At 63.2% G+C, this 17628-nt stretch carries 14 protein-coding genes; 9 read left to right on the top strand and 5 right to left on the bottom strand.

From position 1 onward, the window contains the following. Positions 1–415: 415 nt before the first annotated feature. Positions 416–1729, bottom strand: a complete 1314-nt coding sequence (locus R2855_00830; GenBank protein MEZ4529546.1) for an enolase C-terminal domain-like protein — start codon at positions 1727–1729, stop codon at positions 416–418. A gap of 514 nt (positions 1730–2243) precedes the next feature. Here R2855_00830 and R2855_00825 point away from each other — a divergent pair. The 8 genes from R2855_00825 to R2855_00790 all read left to right on the top strand — a co-directional run bounded on the left by R2855_00825 (position 2244) and on the right by R2855_00790 (position 13089). Continuing rightward, positions 2244–3755 (top strand): sugar ABC transporter substrate-binding protein, encoded by a 1512-nt coding sequence (locus R2855_00825; GenBank protein MEZ4529545.1) that lies wholly within the window; start codon positions 2244–2246, stop codon positions 3753–3755. Positions 3756–3853: 98 nt separating this feature from the next. Beyond that, positions 3854–4837 (top strand): sugar ABC transporter permease, encoded by a 984-nt coding sequence (locus tag R2855_00820; protein ID MEZ4529544.1) that lies wholly within the window; start codon positions 3854–3856, stop codon positions 4835–4837. Beyond that, complete coding sequence (locus R2855_00815; protein MEZ4529543.1) at positions 4837–5715, top strand: carbohydrate ABC transporter permease; 879 nt, start codon at positions 4837–4839, stop codon at positions 5713–5715. The genes R2855_00820 and R2855_00815 overlap by 1 nt, the downstream gene beginning before the upstream one ends. A gap of 184 nt (positions 5716–5899) precedes the next feature. Then, complete coding sequence (locus R2855_00810; protein ID MEZ4529542.1) at positions 5900–7003, top strand: ABC transporter ATP-binding protein; 1104 nt, start codon at positions 5900–5902, stop codon at positions 7001–7003. Between the two features lie 299 nt (positions 7004–7302). After that, on the top strand, positions 7303–8562 hold the full coding sequence (locus R2855_00805; protein MEZ4529541.1) for a sulfite oxidase: 1260 nt from the start codon (positions 7303–7305) through the stop codon (positions 8560–8562). 220 nt (positions 8563–8782) lie between these two features. Continuing rightward, positions 8783–9511 carry a class I SAM-dependent methyltransferase gene (locus tag R2855_00800; GenBank protein MEZ4529540.1) on the top strand — a complete coding sequence of 243 codons (729 nt, stop codon included), beginning with the start codon at positions 8783–8785 and terminating at the stop codon, positions 9509–9511. 363 nt (positions 9512–9874) lie between these two features. Further along, positions 9875–10627 carry an SH3 domain-containing protein gene (locus R2855_00795; GenBank protein ID MEZ4529539.1) on the top strand — a complete coding sequence of 251 codons (753 nt, stop codon included), beginning with the start codon at positions 9875–9877 and terminating at the stop codon, positions 10625–10627. Positions 10628–10968: 341 nt separating this feature from the next. Beyond that, entirely contained in the window at positions 10969–13089 is a 2121-nt protein-coding gene (locus tag R2855_00790) for an SH3 domain-containing protein (GenBank protein MEZ4529538.1), read from the top strand. Positions 13090–13242: 153 nt separating this feature from the next. Here the strand turns inward: R2855_00790 and R2855_00785 are convergent, their stop codons facing one another. The 4 genes from R2855_00785 to R2855_00770 form a co-directional block, all read right to left on the bottom strand. Next, positions 13243–14094, bottom strand: a complete 852-nt coding sequence (locus tag R2855_00785) for a glycosyltransferase family 2 protein (protein MEZ4529537.1) — start codon at positions 14092–14094, stop codon at positions 13243–13245. Positions 14095–14157: 63 nt separating this feature from the next. Beyond that, positions 14158–14385 (bottom strand): hypothetical protein, encoded by a 228-nt coding sequence (locus tag R2855_00780; protein ID MEZ4529536.1) that lies wholly within the window; start codon positions 14383–14385, stop codon positions 14158–14160. A 36-nt stretch (positions 14386–14421) separates the two neighbouring features. After that, positions 14422–14904 (bottom strand): YdeI/OmpD-associated family protein, encoded by a 483-nt coding sequence (locus tag R2855_00775; protein ID MEZ4529535.1) that lies wholly within the window; start codon positions 14902–14904, stop codon positions 14422–14424. A gap of 2 nt (positions 14905–14906) precedes the next feature. Next, positions 14907–16148, bottom strand: a complete 1242-nt coding sequence (locus R2855_00770; protein ID MEZ4529534.1) for an MFS transporter — start codon at positions 16146–16148, stop codon at positions 14907–14909. Between the two features lie 258 nt (positions 16149–16406). Between R2855_00770 and R2855_00765 the strand changes: the two genes are divergently transcribed. After that, on the top strand, positions 16407–17579 hold the full coding sequence (locus R2855_00765; protein MEZ4529533.1) for an SH3 domain-containing protein: 1173 nt from the start codon (positions 16407–16409) through the stop codon (positions 17577–17579). Positions 17580–17628: the final 49 nt, after the last annotated feature.

Genomic DNA, 17628 nt, shown 5'->3' with positions numbered 1-17628 from the left:
GCGTGATCTCACCTTCGGTGCAACAATCAGGGCCGCACTTGGAAGGCGCGTCATCAGGACAGACACACTCCGATCCGTTCCAGGTTTGCCGGCCGGGACACCGAATCGGCTTGGGTGTTGGCGTCGGACGCCGCGCGGCATCCGCGTCGCCCTCCATCGCGACGCTTCCAACCAGCGCCGCTCCTCCCAGGCCGAGCATCCCCTTCAACACGCGGCGGCGGCTCGCCCCGAGAGCAACTGCCTTCACAAGCGAATCGAAACTGCGATCGTCCATGCCTTGCCCTCTCCGCGCGACGTGCCACTCCACGTGAACGACACCACACGCACATTCCATATGAATAGGTCCGCTGGGTTCGGTCCGATCATACTTCACAATCGCACCGAGCGGGTGATGCTTCCGCCGTCCCCGCCCCACCTACGGCCTTTGCACCGTCCCGTCTTTCAACCGAACCGGCGGCCACGCCCCATTGATCGAATGCTCCGGGAAGGGATATTTCGCCGCCAGCTTCTCGTCGATATCGATCCCCAGGCCCGGCTGCTCGTTCGACCACATCATGCCGTCATGTATCTCCGGCGTGCCCGGGAAAACCGCACGGGTCTTCTCTGGTGGCAGATACGCTTCCTGGATACCGAAGTTCGGCGTGTTCAGGTCGAGCTGCAAGTTCGCCGCATGCGCCACCGGCGAGGCATCCCCCGGTCCGTGCCAGGCCGTCCGCACGCCAAAGTACTCGCAATACGCCGCCAGCTTGCGCGCGTTGGTCAATCCGCCGATATCCGAGATATGCACCCGCATGAAGTCGATCAACCGATCCTTCACCAGATCGATGTACTCCGCCTGATTCACATACAGTTCACCCATCGCGATCGGCACCGCCGAATGCTGCCGCAGCAATGGGAAATAGCCGTTATCCTCCGGCGCGAACGGGTCTTCCAGGAAGAACAACCGATACGGCTCGACTTCCTTTGCAATGCGAATCGCCGTGATCGGCGGCACCCGTTCGTGGATATCGTGCAGGAACTCCACCTCATCGCCCATCGCCGCGCGCATATGCTCGAACAGCTTCGGCACGATACGCGCGTAGGCGTCCGGATCCCACGACTCCTGCTTCGGGTCGAGGTGGTAGGCCGCCTTCATGCTCTTGCCCGACACCCCGTACGTCGCCGAGTTCGGTACCGCCACCTGGCATCGGATATAGCGATATCCCTGCTCCCAGAACTCCCTGGCCGATTCCTCCACCTCAGCAAAATCGTTCCCCGAGGCATGCACGTAGACATTCGCCGCTCGGCGTGACTTGCCACCGAAAAGCTGGTAGACCGGCATCCCCGCCAGCTTCCCCTTGATGTCCCACAACGCCATGTCGAGCCCCGACAATGCATTGTTCAGCACCGGCCCGCTGCGCCAGTACGACGAGAGATACCCGGTCTGAAAAAGGTCCTCGATGTCATGCACATCGCGCCCGATCGCCATCGGCTTGATGTAGTGCTCGATCGCCTCCACCACCGCCATAGGCCGCTGGGTGAACGTCGCGCAACCCAGCCCATAGAGCCCCGGCTCGCTCGTCTCCACCTTCACGATGACCAGCCGGATGCCGTCTGGCGCAGTCAGGATCACGTTCAGATCCCGAATCCGCACCGGCTCCTTTCCCGCCGGCGCATATTTCGGCCACGCATCCGGGATGATCTGCTGAATCTCGTCCGGCTTCTCCGCCTTCGTCTGCTTCTTTGCCATCGGTGCCTCCGTCCCCCCATTTCGTGCTCGAGCGCGTGTCTGCCGGTAATTGTCAGGTGTGCCGGCCCAAACGATCTCCGTCAATCGTGTCATGCTGATCCCAGCGGCCCTGTTCCCCCTAAGCGCGCGGAACCCCTGGCGTCATGCCCACAAGGCGCCGTGATTCCCTTGCCAAATCTTCAGCTTCATTGCGCACTATTCGTGCAGGAGAACCAAGGTCGATGGGGATTTGCCATTGCCTCGCTCGCGGAAAAACAGGCACGTTGCACAGGTTGCTGCCGATGCTTGACAGCCCGCGAGCGCAATGGGTATAACGGCACCTCCAGTCTCGCTACGCACCGGAAGATGCCGGTGCTCGATCTCGCCGTTCTCTCTCGAATCAGCCCGGATCGGCCGTTTCTGCTTGCGCGAAAGGAGCACCTCGAAGTCCACTCCCGGTATGCTTACCGGCAGGTTTTCCGATCGATCTGTTCGAACCGCACCCGGCTCGTTGCTGAGCCAACAAGGAGCAAAGATGTCAACGCAGCGATATCGCGAACTCTTCAATAAGGAATTGAACCGCCGCAAGTTCCTCGCATATGGCGCAGCAGCGGGCGCCGGAGCCGCCTTCCTCCCCTCGGCCTTGACCCTGGCCCAGGACGGCACCATCGACACAACCGAATGGACTCCGGAAACCATCGTGGCGCAAGCCGGTACCCTCGAGGTCGATACCGCCGCCGAGGTCGCCAAGGTGGTGCCGCTCGACTATGCCGGCGAAGTCTCCTACTGGTACGTTGGTCCGGCCGATGCCGAACCGCAAATCACCAAAGACATCGACAAGGAATTTTGGGAAGCATTCGCGGCTACCTATCCCAACATCAAGGTCAACATCACCAGCCTGACCTATAACGACATGCTGGACCAGATCCGCACCGCCGCGCTGGGCAATGCCGCGCCGATGGTCGCCAAGATGCCGATCCTCTGGGGCGTCGAGTTCGCCGCCAAGGGCCAGCTTCAGGAATTCGGCCCAGCCGATGCCGGCTACCCGGTCGAGGAATACTGGCCAGGTGCCATGAAGTCGGTCACCTATGACGGCAAGACCTATGGCGTCCCCACCAACAACGAAACCATGGCCCTCATCTGGAATGCGGCCATCTTCGAGGAGGCCGGTCTCGATCCCGATGCGCCGCCGGCCACGTGGGACGATCTCGTCGCGTACTCGAAGCAGATCAAGGACAACACCGGCAAGGACGGCTACGGTCTCGTCGCCCGCGTCAATGCCGGCAACACCCCGTTCCGCTTCATGCCGGCCATGTGGGCATATGGTGGCGGCGCGCTCGACGAAGCTGCGGAGAACCCCACCTATGAGGAGATCTGGGTCAACAATGACGGCTCCAAAGCCGCGCTCCAGGCCTACTATCAGATGTACGTCACCGACAAGTCGGTGCCGACCTCTGCGCTGACCAACACCCAGACCGAGAATCAGGCGCCATTCATCGCCGGCACCCTCGGCATGATGATCGCCCATCCCTCCGAGTACGCGAAGATGAACGATCTCGCCGCCACTGCCACCGGCGCGGACAAAGAGATCGCCGATCAGGTCGTCGAGAACATGCGCTATGGCTTCCTGCCGGAAGGCCCCGATCGCCGCGCGGTCGTCTTCGGCGGATCGAATGTCCACGTCTTCGATCCTTCCGTGGTCGATGGCGGCAATGTCGATCTGGACGCCGCCAGGGCGCTCATCGCCTTCATGACCGGTCCGGAATGGTCCACCAAGCTCGCCTGGGTCGGCTCCAACCCCTCCAACATCCGCGGCTTCCAGACCATCTGGATGAAGGAACGGCTCGATTCGATCCCCAACCTCGATGTGACCACCTCCATGCTCCCCTACGGCATCCCCTTCCCGGTGGTCCCGGAATCGACCGAAATCATGAACATCATCGTGCCGGAGATGCTGCAGAACGCGCTCACCGAATCGATGTCGGTCGAGGACGCCGCCAACGATGCGGCTGCCAAGATCGAAGAACTGCGCGGCGACGGGCTCTAGTCGCCAACATCGCGTAACCAGAACCCGGCCGGCGACGGCAATCTCAACGGCGCCGGCCGGGTTCGCCTTCTCCCTCGTTCGGAAAGGACCATCCGCGCATGTCCGCGATCACCGGCGGCCAACCCACGGCTGACCCTCCACCGCCGAAGAAATCCGGCCCCGGGTTCTTCGGCCGGCTTGCCGCGCTGCCCGGCGATATCGCGCGCCATTGGAACGACTACCTCTACATCATCCCGGCTCTCGGCATCATGCTGGTGGTCATCGCCTATCCCATCTTCTACACGGTTCGCCTTTCCTTCTATTCCACTCCGGCGAACCTGGCCATGGAAGACAAGATCTGGGTCGGGCTCGACAACTACAAACGCATCCTGCAAAGCGATTCCTTCCGCAACGTGACCATGAACACGCTGGAGTGGACCATCCTCTCCACCGCGTTCGCCTATCTCATCGGGCTCGGCGCGGCGCTGGTGGTGCAACGCGAGTTCCGCGGCCGCAGCGTGGTGCGCGGCCTGCTCCTCATTCCGTGGGTAATCAGCTACGTCTCCGCCGCCTACATCTGGAAATGGCTCTATCACTCCGACTACGGGCTCATCAACGACACCCTCGTTCGCCTCAACATCGTCGATGACAACATCAATATCCTGGACAACATCCACCGCGCCCTCCCCGCATTGATCATCGCCAACATCTGGAAAGAATTCCCCTTCGCCATGATCATGTTGCTGGCCGGGCTCCAGGGCGTACCCGATCAGCTCCACCGCGCAGCGCGCGTCGATGGCGCCGGCGCCTGGGCTCGCTTCTGGCATATCACCATGCCGCAACTCAAGAGCGTCTCCGTCGTCACTGTCCTGCTCTTGTTGCTGACGAACCTGAACTCGTTCACCCTCGTCTGGATCATGACCGGCGGCGGTCCCGCCGGCTCCACCGACATCTGGATCACCCAGATCTACCAATTGGCCTTTGGGCGCACCCGCTTCGGCATCGCCTCGGCCTATTCGGTGATCCTCTTCCTGGTGATGATGTCGCTCGGATACTTCTATGTGAAAGCCCTCACGCGGGGCGATGAGCGACGGGAGGGCTAATGGGCGCGAACTACGAACGAACCGCTGGCTCGCGCAAGCGCTTCGATGCCTGGGGCATTGCAGGCTGGATCTTCCTCTTTTTTCTGATGGTCTTCACGCTCGTCCCGCTGGCCTGGATGCTCTCTACCGCGCTCAAGACCCAGCTCGGCGCGCTCCAGTTCCCCCCGCGCTGGATTCCCGCCAATCCAACGCTGGACAACTTCAAAATGCTCCTCGATCCGAACGACGACATCGGCCGCCGCTTCCTGCGCTACATGCTCAACAGCCTCTGGGTTTCGACTGCCACCACCATTGTTGGCGTCTGCGTGGCGGTCCCAGCGGCCTATGCCTTCTCCCGCTTCCGCTTCCCTGGGAAGAACGCCCTCTTCTATGGGGTGCTGCTGCGCAACATGTTCCCGGCGGTCATCTTCCTGATTCCGCTCTTCATCCTCATGCGCAACCTGCATCTGGTGAACAGCTACCTCTCCCTCATCATCACCTATCTCACGTTCGGTCTTCCGCTCTCGATCTGGCTGCTGAAAGGCTTCTACGACAACATACCCGTCCAACTGGAACAAGCCGCCCGCATCGATGGCGCCACTCGCTTCCAGGCATTCATCAAAGTCGTCATGCCGCTGTCGGCGCCTGGCATCGTCGCCACCGCGATCTACAGCTTCATCCTCGCCTGGAACGAATACGTCTACGCGCTCACCTTCATCACCGACGACCAGAAACTCACCGTCCCGGTTGGTCTGCAGCGCTTCTTCTCGGAATACGTCGCCAACTGGCCCGGCCTCATGGCCGCCGCCTTCCTCATGAGCGTCCCAGTCGTCATCATGTTCATGGTCCTGCAGAAATACTTCGTCCGCGCCCTCACCGAAGGCGCCGTCAAGCAATGAGCAGGCAGCACACCGCACGCAGCAGACAGTCTTGTCATCCTGAGCGCCAGCGAAGGATCTCCTCGCCGCAGCGAGTGCTGCTCGACGACGCGTTCACTACTTGGACACAAGACTCCGGACTCTGGACAATCGATCTGCATGCTGTCTGCTGCATGCCGCCTGCTCGTATCAAAGGGAACCGCCCATGGGCCGCGTAATTCTCGAGAACGTCGTCAAGCGTTACGGCGACGTCATCGCCGTCGACAATGTCTCCCTCACCGTCGAGGAAGGCGAGTTCGTGGCCCTCGTCGGTCCATCCGGCTGCGGCAAGACCACCACCCTGAATCTCATCGCCGGCCTGCTCGAGCTCTCCGATGGCAACATCTACATCGGCGAGCGGCTGGTCAACGACCTCGACCCCAAAGACCGCGACATTGCCATGGTCTTCCAGAATTACGCCCTCTATCCCAACAAGACCGTCTACAACAACCTCGCCTTCCCACTGCAGATGCGCAAGACTCCGAAGGCCCAGATCGACCAACGCGTACGCGAAACCGCCCGCCTGCTCAGCATCGAGCCCCTGCTCGACCGACGGCCGAAAGAGCTCTCCGGCGGCCAGCAGCAGCGCGTCGCCCTCGGCCGCGCCCTCGTGCGCAATCCGCAGGTCTTCCTGATGGACGAACCGCTCTCCAACCTCGACGCCAAGCTCCGCGTCCAGATGCGCGCCGAGCTCAAACGTTTCCATCAAGACCTCAACGCCACCATCGTCTACGTCACCCACGACCAGTTGGAAGCCGTCACCATGGCCGACAAGATGGCCGTCATGTCCGGCGGGCTCCTCCAGCAATACGACGCGCCCGATACCGTCTACAACCACCCGGTCAACACCTTCGTCGCCGGTTTCGTCGGCAGCCCCGCCATGAACCTTCTTCCGGCCTCGGTCGAAGTCGACGGAACCACCACCTGGCTGCGCAACGCGGACAAATGGTCGTACCAGCTCGACGACAAACGCGCCGCCATGGCCCGCGCCGCCAGCTCCGGAACCGTCGTCGCCGGACTACGCCACAACGCCATCGACCTCCACACCCAGGAGCGCGACGGCGCCATCCCCGTGCGCGTCTACACCGTCGAACCGACTGGCGACCTCACCTACGTCCACGGCTACCTCGGCGACGCCCTCATCGTCGCCAGCGTTCCCCCCTCGACCCACATCAAGGCCGACGACATCGTCTGGGCCACCCTCGACCTCCCCCACATGCACCTCTTCGACGGCGCCACCCAGCAAACCCTCGCTGGAGGAACCGCGTAGCCACCACCTCCCAAGGCTGCCCCGCCCAATCGGAGCGAAGGACCACTGTGTCCTCCTGTCTCATGTCCCTTGTGCTCTCGCATCCCGGCTTTGCCTGAGAAGCACGCTCTCCCAACTCCGGGAGAGGGATGCCAACCGTTCCTTGCCGCTCGTCCATCGACGACCGTAACCCTTTCCGAACGATTGCCGGCGCTCCGCTCCGAACCACCTGCGCGAATCTGCCGAACGCGCGTGGCTGTGCAACGCTTGGAGAAGCGATACGCATCGTTCATAGCCGTGCTTCGGAAAGGACAACCAAGATGATGCTCGCTACCGAATCGTCCGCCCCGCGTTACGATCGCCGCACCCTGATGAAACGCCTTGCCGCCGCAGGATTCGCCGCTCCGGTCATCGCCTCGATCGTGGCCGACGGCGCCTGGGCGCAGGATGCCGCCACCCCGGTCGCCGGCACACCCACAGCTGGCTCCGCGGCAGCGCTGCCCGAGCTCACCAGCCCGTTCACGATCATTCCCCCCAACGACGACCCGGCCAAATCCCTCGCGTCGATTGGTGTCGATCAACCGCTGATCGCGCACGGAGGATTCAACTTTGGCACCCCGCCGGAACTGGTGACCGACTTCGACGTTGCCAACGACGCCTTCTTCATCCGATCGCACGGACCATCGGCCCAACTCGACGATCCGTCGAAGTACACGCTCACGGTGGGCGGTCATGTCGATACCCCGCTTCAGCTCACCCTGGACGACCTGCGAGGGATGCCGATGCAGACCTACCAGTCATTCCTCGAATGCTCTGGCAACGGTCGCGGCTTCTTCAATCCCACCGCCAAGGGCGGTCAATGGCGCAATGACGCCATCGGCAACGCCGAATGGACCGGTGTGCCGCTCCACGTCGTCCTCGATCAGGCCGGGGTCAAGGACGGCGCCATCGATGTCGTCTCCCAGGGGGGTGATTTCCCCGAGATGCAACGTGGGCTGCCGATCGACGTCGCCATGGGCGCCGACACCATGCTGGTTCTGCAAATGAACGGCGAAGAGCTCCCCGCGCCTCATGGTGGGCCGGTGCGCCTCTTCGTCCCCGGCTGGGGTGGCATCGCCTCCACCAAATGGATCATCGGCCTCACTGTGCTCGATACCACCTTCCAGGGCGATTTCAACGTCGGCAACTACATCGTCATCACTGCTCAGAATGAGGTGCTCCGGCCGGTCCGTGAGATGCCGGTGTCGTCTGCCATCTGGACGCCCGCCTACGACTCCCAGGTGAAAGCCGGCCAGGTGCCGATCACCGGCTACGCCTGGTCCGGACTTGGCGCCATCGCCAAAGTCGAGGTCTCGACCGACAACGGCGTGACCTGGAACGACGCCACCATCACCGATTCGAGCGGCGAGCACTCATGGGCGCATTTCGAATACCTATGGGACGCCACCCCGGGACCAACCGGGCTGCTCACCCGCGCCACCGACGACCGCGCCACCTCACAACCGGGCGTCGCTCAATGGAACCAGCTCGGCTACCAATACAACGCCGTCCAGCGCGTGATGATCGACGTCACCGCCTGACGACAGCCCCTCGCGCTTACCCACCCGGCCAGAACGCACGCTCACGCCCTGGCCGGGTGGCCCATCTCCGCCCCTAAGCCCCGAGTCGATCCCGGCCCGTTGACACATCACAAGTCCCTCCTTGCGCGTACCATTGGAAGACGGCAAAGAGTCGAAAGCAAGAAGGGGAAGCCGCTTCTCCAGCCGTGTCGTTCGACGCTGACAGGGGCGATCGCAAACCATGACCGAACGAAACTGGAACGAGGACGAATCGAAGATCTTCATCGACCAGGGCAAGGTCTTCACCCCTCGCCGCGATGAACTGCGGGACGCGTTCCTCGATCTGATCCCGGCCGAACGCGACGAGGCCTTCCAGGTCGTCGAACTCGCGTCCGGCGCCGGTTGGCTCTCAGCCGCCATCCTGGAGCGATACCCCAACGCGTCCATCCTCGCGCTCGACGGTTCCGTCGAGATGCGTGCCGAAACCGCCCGATCGCTGGCTCCCTATCCTGGCCGCTGGGAAACCCGCGCGTTCGAACTACTCGACACCAACTGGCGCGCAAATCTCCCGAACGACCTGCGCGCCATCGTTTCCTCCCTTGCGATCCATCATCTGAAGGGAACTGCCAAGCGCGGCCTCTTCGCCGATCTGCACAGCCACCTTTCCCCCGGCGGCGCGCTCCTCATAGCCGATCTGGTCGAACCAGCCAGCCCCGCCGCCCTGCGCCATGCCGCCCGCGCCTGGGACGAGGATGTCGAACGTCAATCGCGCGAGCTCTCCGGCAGTCCGGCCTCCTGGGAGTTCTTTCGCGACGATCACTGGAATATCTACACCTGGCCCGACCTCGAAATGGACTTCCCCTCCCCCCTCGTCGACCAGATCGACTGGCTCCGTCAGACCGGCTACACCCGCATCGATATCCCCTGGGCGCGCGCCGGACACACCCTCATCGCCGCCTATCGCCCCTGAACGCCGAGCAAGACCCCGATCGTTCTGCCTGCTGCCTACCGCGTGCTGCGTGCCTTCTACGTCGATCTACCAATCCGCACCTTCTTATGAAGAATTACTGCATCCTACCGAGAGACAATCCCGGTCCCCGCTGCCACACTCAGCTTCAGTGAGGCGATACCCGAATCGCCCGGACATGAAAGGATCCGCCATCGCCAACCACCGGTCGTTGCAAGGAGCGTCCCTGCCGTCTCGCCGGGGCCTATGCCACGACCGCCCGATTCCGGAACGCCCCGCCCCCATCGTCGCGTGGGTGATCCCGTTGCTACCCAAAAGTTCGTCATCGTGTTGCTAATCGTTTCATTCGATAAGAGGAAAACCATCATGGAAACCATTTCATCCAATCTCTCCCGGCGTGCCTTCCTGCGCTCGTCCGCCGCCGCGACTGCTGTCGCCGCTCTGCCCCTCCTCGGCTCGAACGCATCCGCCCAGGACGAGGAAGTCGCCGCGGCCGCATCCGGCTTCTATCGCACCACCGACTACGTCAACTTCCGCACTGGTCCTGGCGCCGACTACGGCGTCATCCGGGTCCTTCCACCCCAATCGCCGCTCCAGGCTGTCGGTCCGGAAAGCTACGGATTCATGAAAGTCTCGAATCAGGGCACGATCGGCTGGGTGCATGCCGACTACGTTGCCACCGGCAATGGAGGAAGCTCCGACATTCCGCAAAGCCTCGGCTACAAGACCACGTCTGCCTATGTGAACATGCGCAGCGGTCCCAGCACCGGATATTCCGTCATTCGCACGCTCCCGCAAGGGACGAGCGTCGAAGTCTTCGACAGCTTCCAGGGCAACTTCCAGCTCGTTGGCTACGCCCAGCAGCTCGGATGGGTCTCGCTCGACTATCTCTCGGGTGGAGGGGGCGATGGCGAAGGCAATGGCGGCCCGATCGGGCAACTGCGCGTCACCTCGGCGCTCAACCTGCGGTCGTCCGCATCGCTCTCGGCGCCTGTCCTCAGGGTCATGCCCGCTGGAACCATGGTGTGGCCTTCTGACCAGCTGAGCAATGGATTCCGCTACGTCGAACTGGTCGATGGCTCCGCCGCCGGCTGGGCCTACGATTCCTATCTCGCCTGACATTCCTTCCGCAGCTGCCAGCAGCCCGTCTCTCCGTTGGAGAGACGGGCTGCATTCGGCGTGAGTTCGCCCGCATAGCCCCAATTGATGCCCTCCAGCAGAGCATGGCGAGGGGAATCGCGCCTCACGGTCACAACACGTCATTCGCCCGATCGTTCCGCCAGACCAGCCGATGCCTGCCTGTCACTCTGATCGGCCATCTTGACCGCAAAGGCACAATTACCCGCGTACGAACGCGGGGATTTCCCGCTTTGCAGGGTTCCCAAAACAGGTGTACGTGCGTATAATGGCCCCTGACAGCGATGAAGGGCGCTGCCAGACGACGGAATGGGGGCTTCCGCATGCAAATGCGACTACGACACATCGTTGCCATTGTGGCACTCTTGGCTGGACTGCTTGTCACGCCGCTCGCCGGATCGATGCCGGCCGCTGCCCAGGACAACACCACGCGCACGATCGCGCTCGATGTCTATCGTTGCCCTCCGGGCGTCACCCTCCAGGCCATGGTCCCCGACGACTGCATCCCCATCACCAGTGGGGTCGATGTCATCCTGACGGCCATCAACGGCGCCATCGCTCCGCTCACCATCAGCGACGCCGTGCTGGACGGCAACACCTTCCGCTGGACCACCACGTCCTCCGGCTCCGCGACCGATGAATGGGGCTTCAAGCACAGCACTCTGCCCGACGGCACGTCCGCCTTCCTGGTCCAGGGCGAAGGCGTCGCCTCCGGGCAATCCGCATCCTTCGACTATCGCTTCACCACCAGCGCGGCCAGCCCTTCCGCCTCGCTCGACATGTACCTCCTGATGTCTGCCGACGCACCCGTGATCGAGCCTCCCGCCACCGAGAACACCACCGCCGATCCTCCAGCGGAACCGGCTGCGACCGAGGAGCTTTCCGAGGTCACTCCGCAACCGACTGCCGGGCTGCGCCCTTCGCCAACCGCCACCACCGCTCCACCTCCCGCTGAGGCTCCGTCGGTTGACGACAGCGCTGTGGATGAACCGGTCGATTCCGCCGCGGACGAATCCGTTGCGCCTGCCGATACCGGAGATGTCTTCGTTCCCGGCGATCAAGTGGTCGTCGCCGAAGGTCCGCTCAACCTGCGCTCGGCCGCCGGCACCTCTTCCAGCTCGCTCGGTTCGCTCGCAATCGGCACGCAACTCACCATCGTTTCCGGACCGGTCGCCGCCAATGGCTACAACTGGTATCAGGTCACCTCGTCATCCGGGCAGACCGGCTGGGTCATCGTCGATGCCCTCCAGATCGTGCCCGACGCCAATGCCACCTTCGCGATCGGCGATCAGGTCTTCGTGTTCGACGGACCGATCAATCTCCGATCCGCCGCCGGCACCAGTGCCCCGGTGATCCAGTCCATTCCCCAGGAAGCCGTGCTCACCATCCTGAGCGCCCCCTCGGCCGGCAACGGCTACACCTGGTACCAGGTGCAAACCGCCGAGAGCGCCACTGGCTGGGTCGCGGCCGATTTCCTCCAGAAGGTGAATCAGCCAAATCCGTCTCCAACGGCGACTCCCGGCACGAACCCGTCTCCCAATGGGGACTTCGCCGCAGGCGATCGCGCGGTGGTCGTGGACGGACCTGCCAATCTGCGCAGCGCGGCCGGCATCAGCAACTCCGTGGTCGCCGTGCTCAAGACCGGAGATCTCCTGACCGTCACAGGCGGCCCATCCGCTGCCGATGGCTATACCTGGTACCGCGTCACCGCCGAATCCGGCAGCTCCGGCTGGGTTGCAGGTGAGCTACTCGACAAGGTCGGTTGGTCCACCGGCGACGTGGTCTATGTCACCACCGATTCGCTCAACGTGCGCAGCGAAGCTGGTGTCAATAGCACCGTGCTCGACACCATCTTCGAAGGCACCATCGCGGTGATCACCGGCGGTCCCACCAATGTCGATGGCCGTGACTGGTACAAGATCGATGTCAGCGGTGTCGTTTCCGGTTGGGTGGCGGCCGAATATCTGGCTCTTTCCGATGCGCCCCCGGTCACCCCGCCGTCCGGAGCCTTCGGAGCCGGCGACTGGATCTTCGTCTCCGATCCACCGCTCAATCTGCGCGCCACCCCGAGCACCAGCGGCCAGATTCTGGCCAGCCTGACCGACGGCGACGGAATGCTCGTCCTGGGCGAAACCACAACCGCCGACGGGTACGACTGGAACCAGGTCGAGAATGCCGGAATCACCGGCTTCGTCGCGACCGACTACGTTACGGGCGGGTTCGCCCTCGGCGAGGTCGCAGTCGTTGCCGACGGGCCCGTCAATCTGCGCTCCGCCGCCGGCGCCAGTGCAACCATCCTGCAAAGCCTCGCGCAGGGCGCCCAAGTGAGCGTCCTCAATGTCAATCCGCACGTGATCGATGGAGTCTACTGGTTCCAGGTCACCACAACCGATTCGGTCACTGGCTGGGTGGCGGGTCGGTATCTCGGTCCGGTCACCGCCTAGAGGGCTTCGAACCGGACACAACGGAATGGTGCAGACGCCCGGGACCTCCCGGGCGTTTGCGCGTCTTGCGCGTCTCTGTTCGATCCGAACCCCGCCAATCCCGATATGCCGGCCCGGAAGAGTGGCGACGCTTCGCCCCATCTCGTGCGTTGCTCACGTAACGGGAAGCTCGTTTCGATGCAACGCGAGCTGCGTCCTCCAAAGGCGGAACAACGGTGGCCAACGGAGATCGACTGCAGGCTCGATGTCGCGTTCTGCCAGGATCGACGCCGCGATGCCGCTTCCCCGCTCGAACGCCGCATACGTCATGCGCATCCCACGGAATCGCCACTGGTCACGTTCCGGAAGATTCGTCTGAAAATAGGCTGCCCGCTCGGTCCGATAGGCGGCCGAATAGACCTTGCGGCCTGGCTGATGACGTTCGAGCCCAACATAGATCGGAATCCGCTGGAAGGTGGCGGTCTCTCGCAATCGTCGCCACAGATCGAAATCCATCACATAGTCCAACGATTCGTCGACGAACCCGGCCGCCAGGACCGTGCGGCGGAAGAAAACCGCTGGCTGAAAAAACGGTGTGACGTACCCCGAGAGGGCGCGTGAATAGGGAGGCGCCCACAAGACCTGCAAGACGGTATTCGTGGGCCCAACGAGAAGAGAATGTCCATACACCACATCGACGTCGGGGCGACGCTTGAAACAGTTGGCCGCCAACTCCACCGCGCGGCGATCGACATAGCCATCGTCAGCGTTGATCCACCCCACAATCTCCCCTGCACTCGCGGCGAGCGCTTTGTTCAGCGCGTGAGACTGTCCCGCATCCGGTTCACTGACCCAGATCAATCCCGGCCGCGAATGCGCGGCCAACACCTCGACGCTTCCATCGACGGAGCCACCATCCATCACCACATGCTCGATCTGGGCATAGCTCTGTCTGGCCACGGACTGGAGATTGTCCGCCAACCACTCCCGCTGGTTGAGTGAAGGTGTCAGGATCGAAACCAGCATGTGCCGCATCGAAGAACGACGGGACGATCCACGAATACCCGTCGCGGCGCTGCACGGTCGCTGCTAGAGCAGCGCTTGCCCAGCCACCACGATCGCAACCAACAGCATCAGCACGAACACCGACGTGCCGCAGCCGATTTGCTTTCCCTGCATCGTCGGCAAACTACCCCGTCCACGGCTCGTCGTCTTGCCAAAATTCGGATCGTCCGAGCGTTCGATCTCCACCTGAGACCCGGTCGTCGGCTCCTCGTTGGTCTCGGACTTCTTCGGAAACAGTGGGCCGTTGCTCATCTCGTCTCCTCCACTGCGATTGAATACGGCTGACCGCTACCGCAGTTTCTCACCTGCGCTCAGTTTACGCACGGTTTCCTCGATGCGCCGTTGGCGCGTCTCCGGCCGCTTGGCGTCCTCGATCCAGCGGACATATTCGCGCCGGTGACTCGGCGCGAGTCGATCCCAGACCGCTTGCGCCTCAGGATTCGCGCCCACCGCGGTCGACGCATCCTCTGGCAACTCGACCACGCGCGGCTTCGTATCGAGCTCGATGCGGACATGCACGCGATCGCCCACGGTTACCCCGAGCTGTGCGCGCACATCGCTCCGGATCAGCAACATGGGGCAATCACCGCCCATCATCGCCAGGATGCCCTGATATGGCGCCGTCCCATTGAAAGTCGCATTGATCGGCACAAGGTTCCCCTTGCCGTAGGTTTGCTTGAGATTCAGCGGCACATCCACCCACGTGCCCCCGCCTTCGCCAAGCACCTCCGCATCGAACTCGATCGGTCCAGGATCGATCAACCCGCTCATCGTCACTCCTCCAGCTCCATGCGAGTCTCGTCGCTCGAACGCAGCGCCACCACAAGGGCAGCGGCGCCTGCCGCCATCACAGCGCCCAATACATGAAAAATCGACTCGTAGTCGTCCGTCCGCGAAAGCACAACTCCGCCGATCAATGCGCCCATCGCGCCGCCAAACCCGACTGCCGCGGACGACAACGCCATCACGGTACCGCGAATCGCTGCCGGACGCCGCAAGAGCAAGGTGTTCAGCCCCACATAGGCAAACGATGTCGCAAGATGGAGCAATGCGATCCCGGCAATCAACCCGGTGGTCGTGCGAAAGACGACACCGCTACCGAGCAATGCCAGCGCGATCCCGGCCGCGCCCGCAATCGTGATCCACCGCACCGGCGCCCGATGCGAAAGCGCCGGCGCGAGAAAGTTGCCTGCCAGCTCGAATACGCCCCCAACCAGAAAGAGCAAACCAATAAGCCGCGCGTCGCCGTCGAAATCGCGCTCGACATATGCGCTGTAATACGTCACCCATCCGATATACGCCACGAAGATGATCCCGCCAACCACGATCAGCACCAGCGCGGCCCGGTCTCCTCGCATGACCTGACGCAACGCACCGCTGTCGATCGCTTCCCCATGGCTCTCGTCTTCGCCATGTTCCCGCACGCCCCTCGGCAGCAGACTCGTGCCAGCCAGGGCGAGACCCATCGGGATGAGCAAACAGGCCATCGCCCAGCGCCAGCCGAACAGACCGTTCAGCCAAGCGACCATCGGCAATCCGATCATGGTGGCAATCGTCGTGCCCGATGCTACGATCCCCACCGCGCGCCCTTGCCGTTGTGGGTCGCGCACCACCTCCCCGGCAGCGGTGAAGCAATTCGCCACCAAAGCCCCCGCGGCAATGCCGGTGATCACCCGGGCAACCACAATCACCGCAAAGCTCGGCGCCAGTGCGGCGAGCGCCACACCGACGCAGAGCAACGCCAGTTCAGCCCGCAGCCACGTTCTCCGCGGATATCGGTTCATCCACGGCGCCGACACCAACGCCGAAATCGTTCCCACCACACCCTGGATCGTCGCCAGTTGCCCGGCGGCGCTCTCCGACACACCGAAGGTCGTGGCGATCGACGTCAGCAACGGGCTGAGCGAAACCGACAGGCTGACATAGGCGAAGGTGGTCAGCGCCAGCATCCAAACGATGAGTTCGACACGCCGATCCGAGATCGTTTGCGCATCGTCGCTCCTGGTTATCCGCACAGACCGCCCCCAACGCTTCCCATAGACCGCCCAGGTTTCCTGCGTACGTCCAGAACGGCTAGAAGTGTACGGTCACATCCTGCTATGATGAGGCTACCCCCGTAACCGTTCGATACCCCGCGCAGTCTGTCCGGCAACGCGCGCACGCGTGTGGCCAGGCATTTCGGATATCCGCACGTTGCGCGCGGTGGCTGCCGCGAACGCCGTGCACCAATCCGCGGTCGAACCCTGCGGCCGCGAAGAACGAAGAGGGGAACGATGAACCATCGATTACGCGGAGCAATCGGCTCGCTGGCACTGGCCGCTTTGCTCGGAGCATCGCTGACCGGCATTCCGGCGCGATCCATTGCAGCACAGGACACTCCAGCCGCGACGGAAACACCGCAAACCGAGGCCGATGCGGCCGCTGCGGCGCTCTCCACCGGCAAGTACCCCTATGGCACCGAGCTCATGCTGCTCAACGGTCAGGCCAGCGTCAAGAACGCGGCCGGCTCAGAAGCCGCCACCCTGACCGAGATCGACGAAGGCGCCACGGTCACCGTCCTGGCCGGCCCTGAGCCGATCGGCGGAGTCGACTGGTATCAGGTCGAGACCGAAGGCGGCATCACCGGTTGGATCGCCGCCGATCAGTTCGGCATCGCCAAGGGTGGCGCCCAGCTCGCCCCTGGCACCGAGCGCGAGATCGTGGCCGATTCCCTCAACCTCCGCGCCGAAGCCGGCGCCTCATCCGAAGTCATCAGCGGCTTGGTCGAAGGTGACCTCGTCACCATTGTCAGCGGACCGGACGTGGTCGACGACCTCGACTGGTATCAGGTCGATACTGCCTACGGTGAGCAGGGCTGGCTTGCCGGCGTCTATCTCGGCCCGGTTCCCGGCGCAGCCAGCAGCGCAACGACAACTGAAGCCGCGGCGGGCGCGCAATCGTCCGAGACACCTGAAGCCACGGCCACACCAGAAGCCAGCGCCGCCACCGCATCGTCCACGTTCCCAACGGGCTCCTATGTCTTCATCGCGGGCGATGGCGAATCGGTCAACCTGCGCGCCGATGCCTCCGTCGACTCCGATGTCGTCAGCCAACTGGCCGACGGCGCGGTCGGCACGGTGAACGACGCGCCCGTTCTGGGTGGTGACTATTCTTGGTATCCCGTCACCTTCGGCGCTGGTGACGCGGCCGTAACCGGCTATGTCGCGGGCGACTTCCTCACCGGTGGCATCACAGTTGGCGCGGCAGCTCAGGTGTCAGACGGTCCGCTCAACGTCCGGTCCACGGCCTCCACCGAGGGCGATCCGCTCGGCCAACTGGAAACCGGCGCGACGGTCACCGTCGTCAGCGGTCCCACCGAAGCCGAAGGTCTCGTCTGGTTCGAAATCTCCTCTGGCGATCTCACCGGCTTCGTCGCCGGCCAGTACCTCAGCGCCCCGAGCGCATAAACCAGACCATCGATGCTCGATATTGAGGGGGCGCGGTTCGCTCGAACCG

The organism is Thermomicrobiales bacterium, from assembly GCA_041390825.1.
Lineage (GTDB): Bacteria > Chloroflexota > Chloroflexia > Thermomicrobiales > UBA6265 > JAMLHN01.
This window is presented reverse-complemented; position numbering and strand designations above follow the sequence as displayed.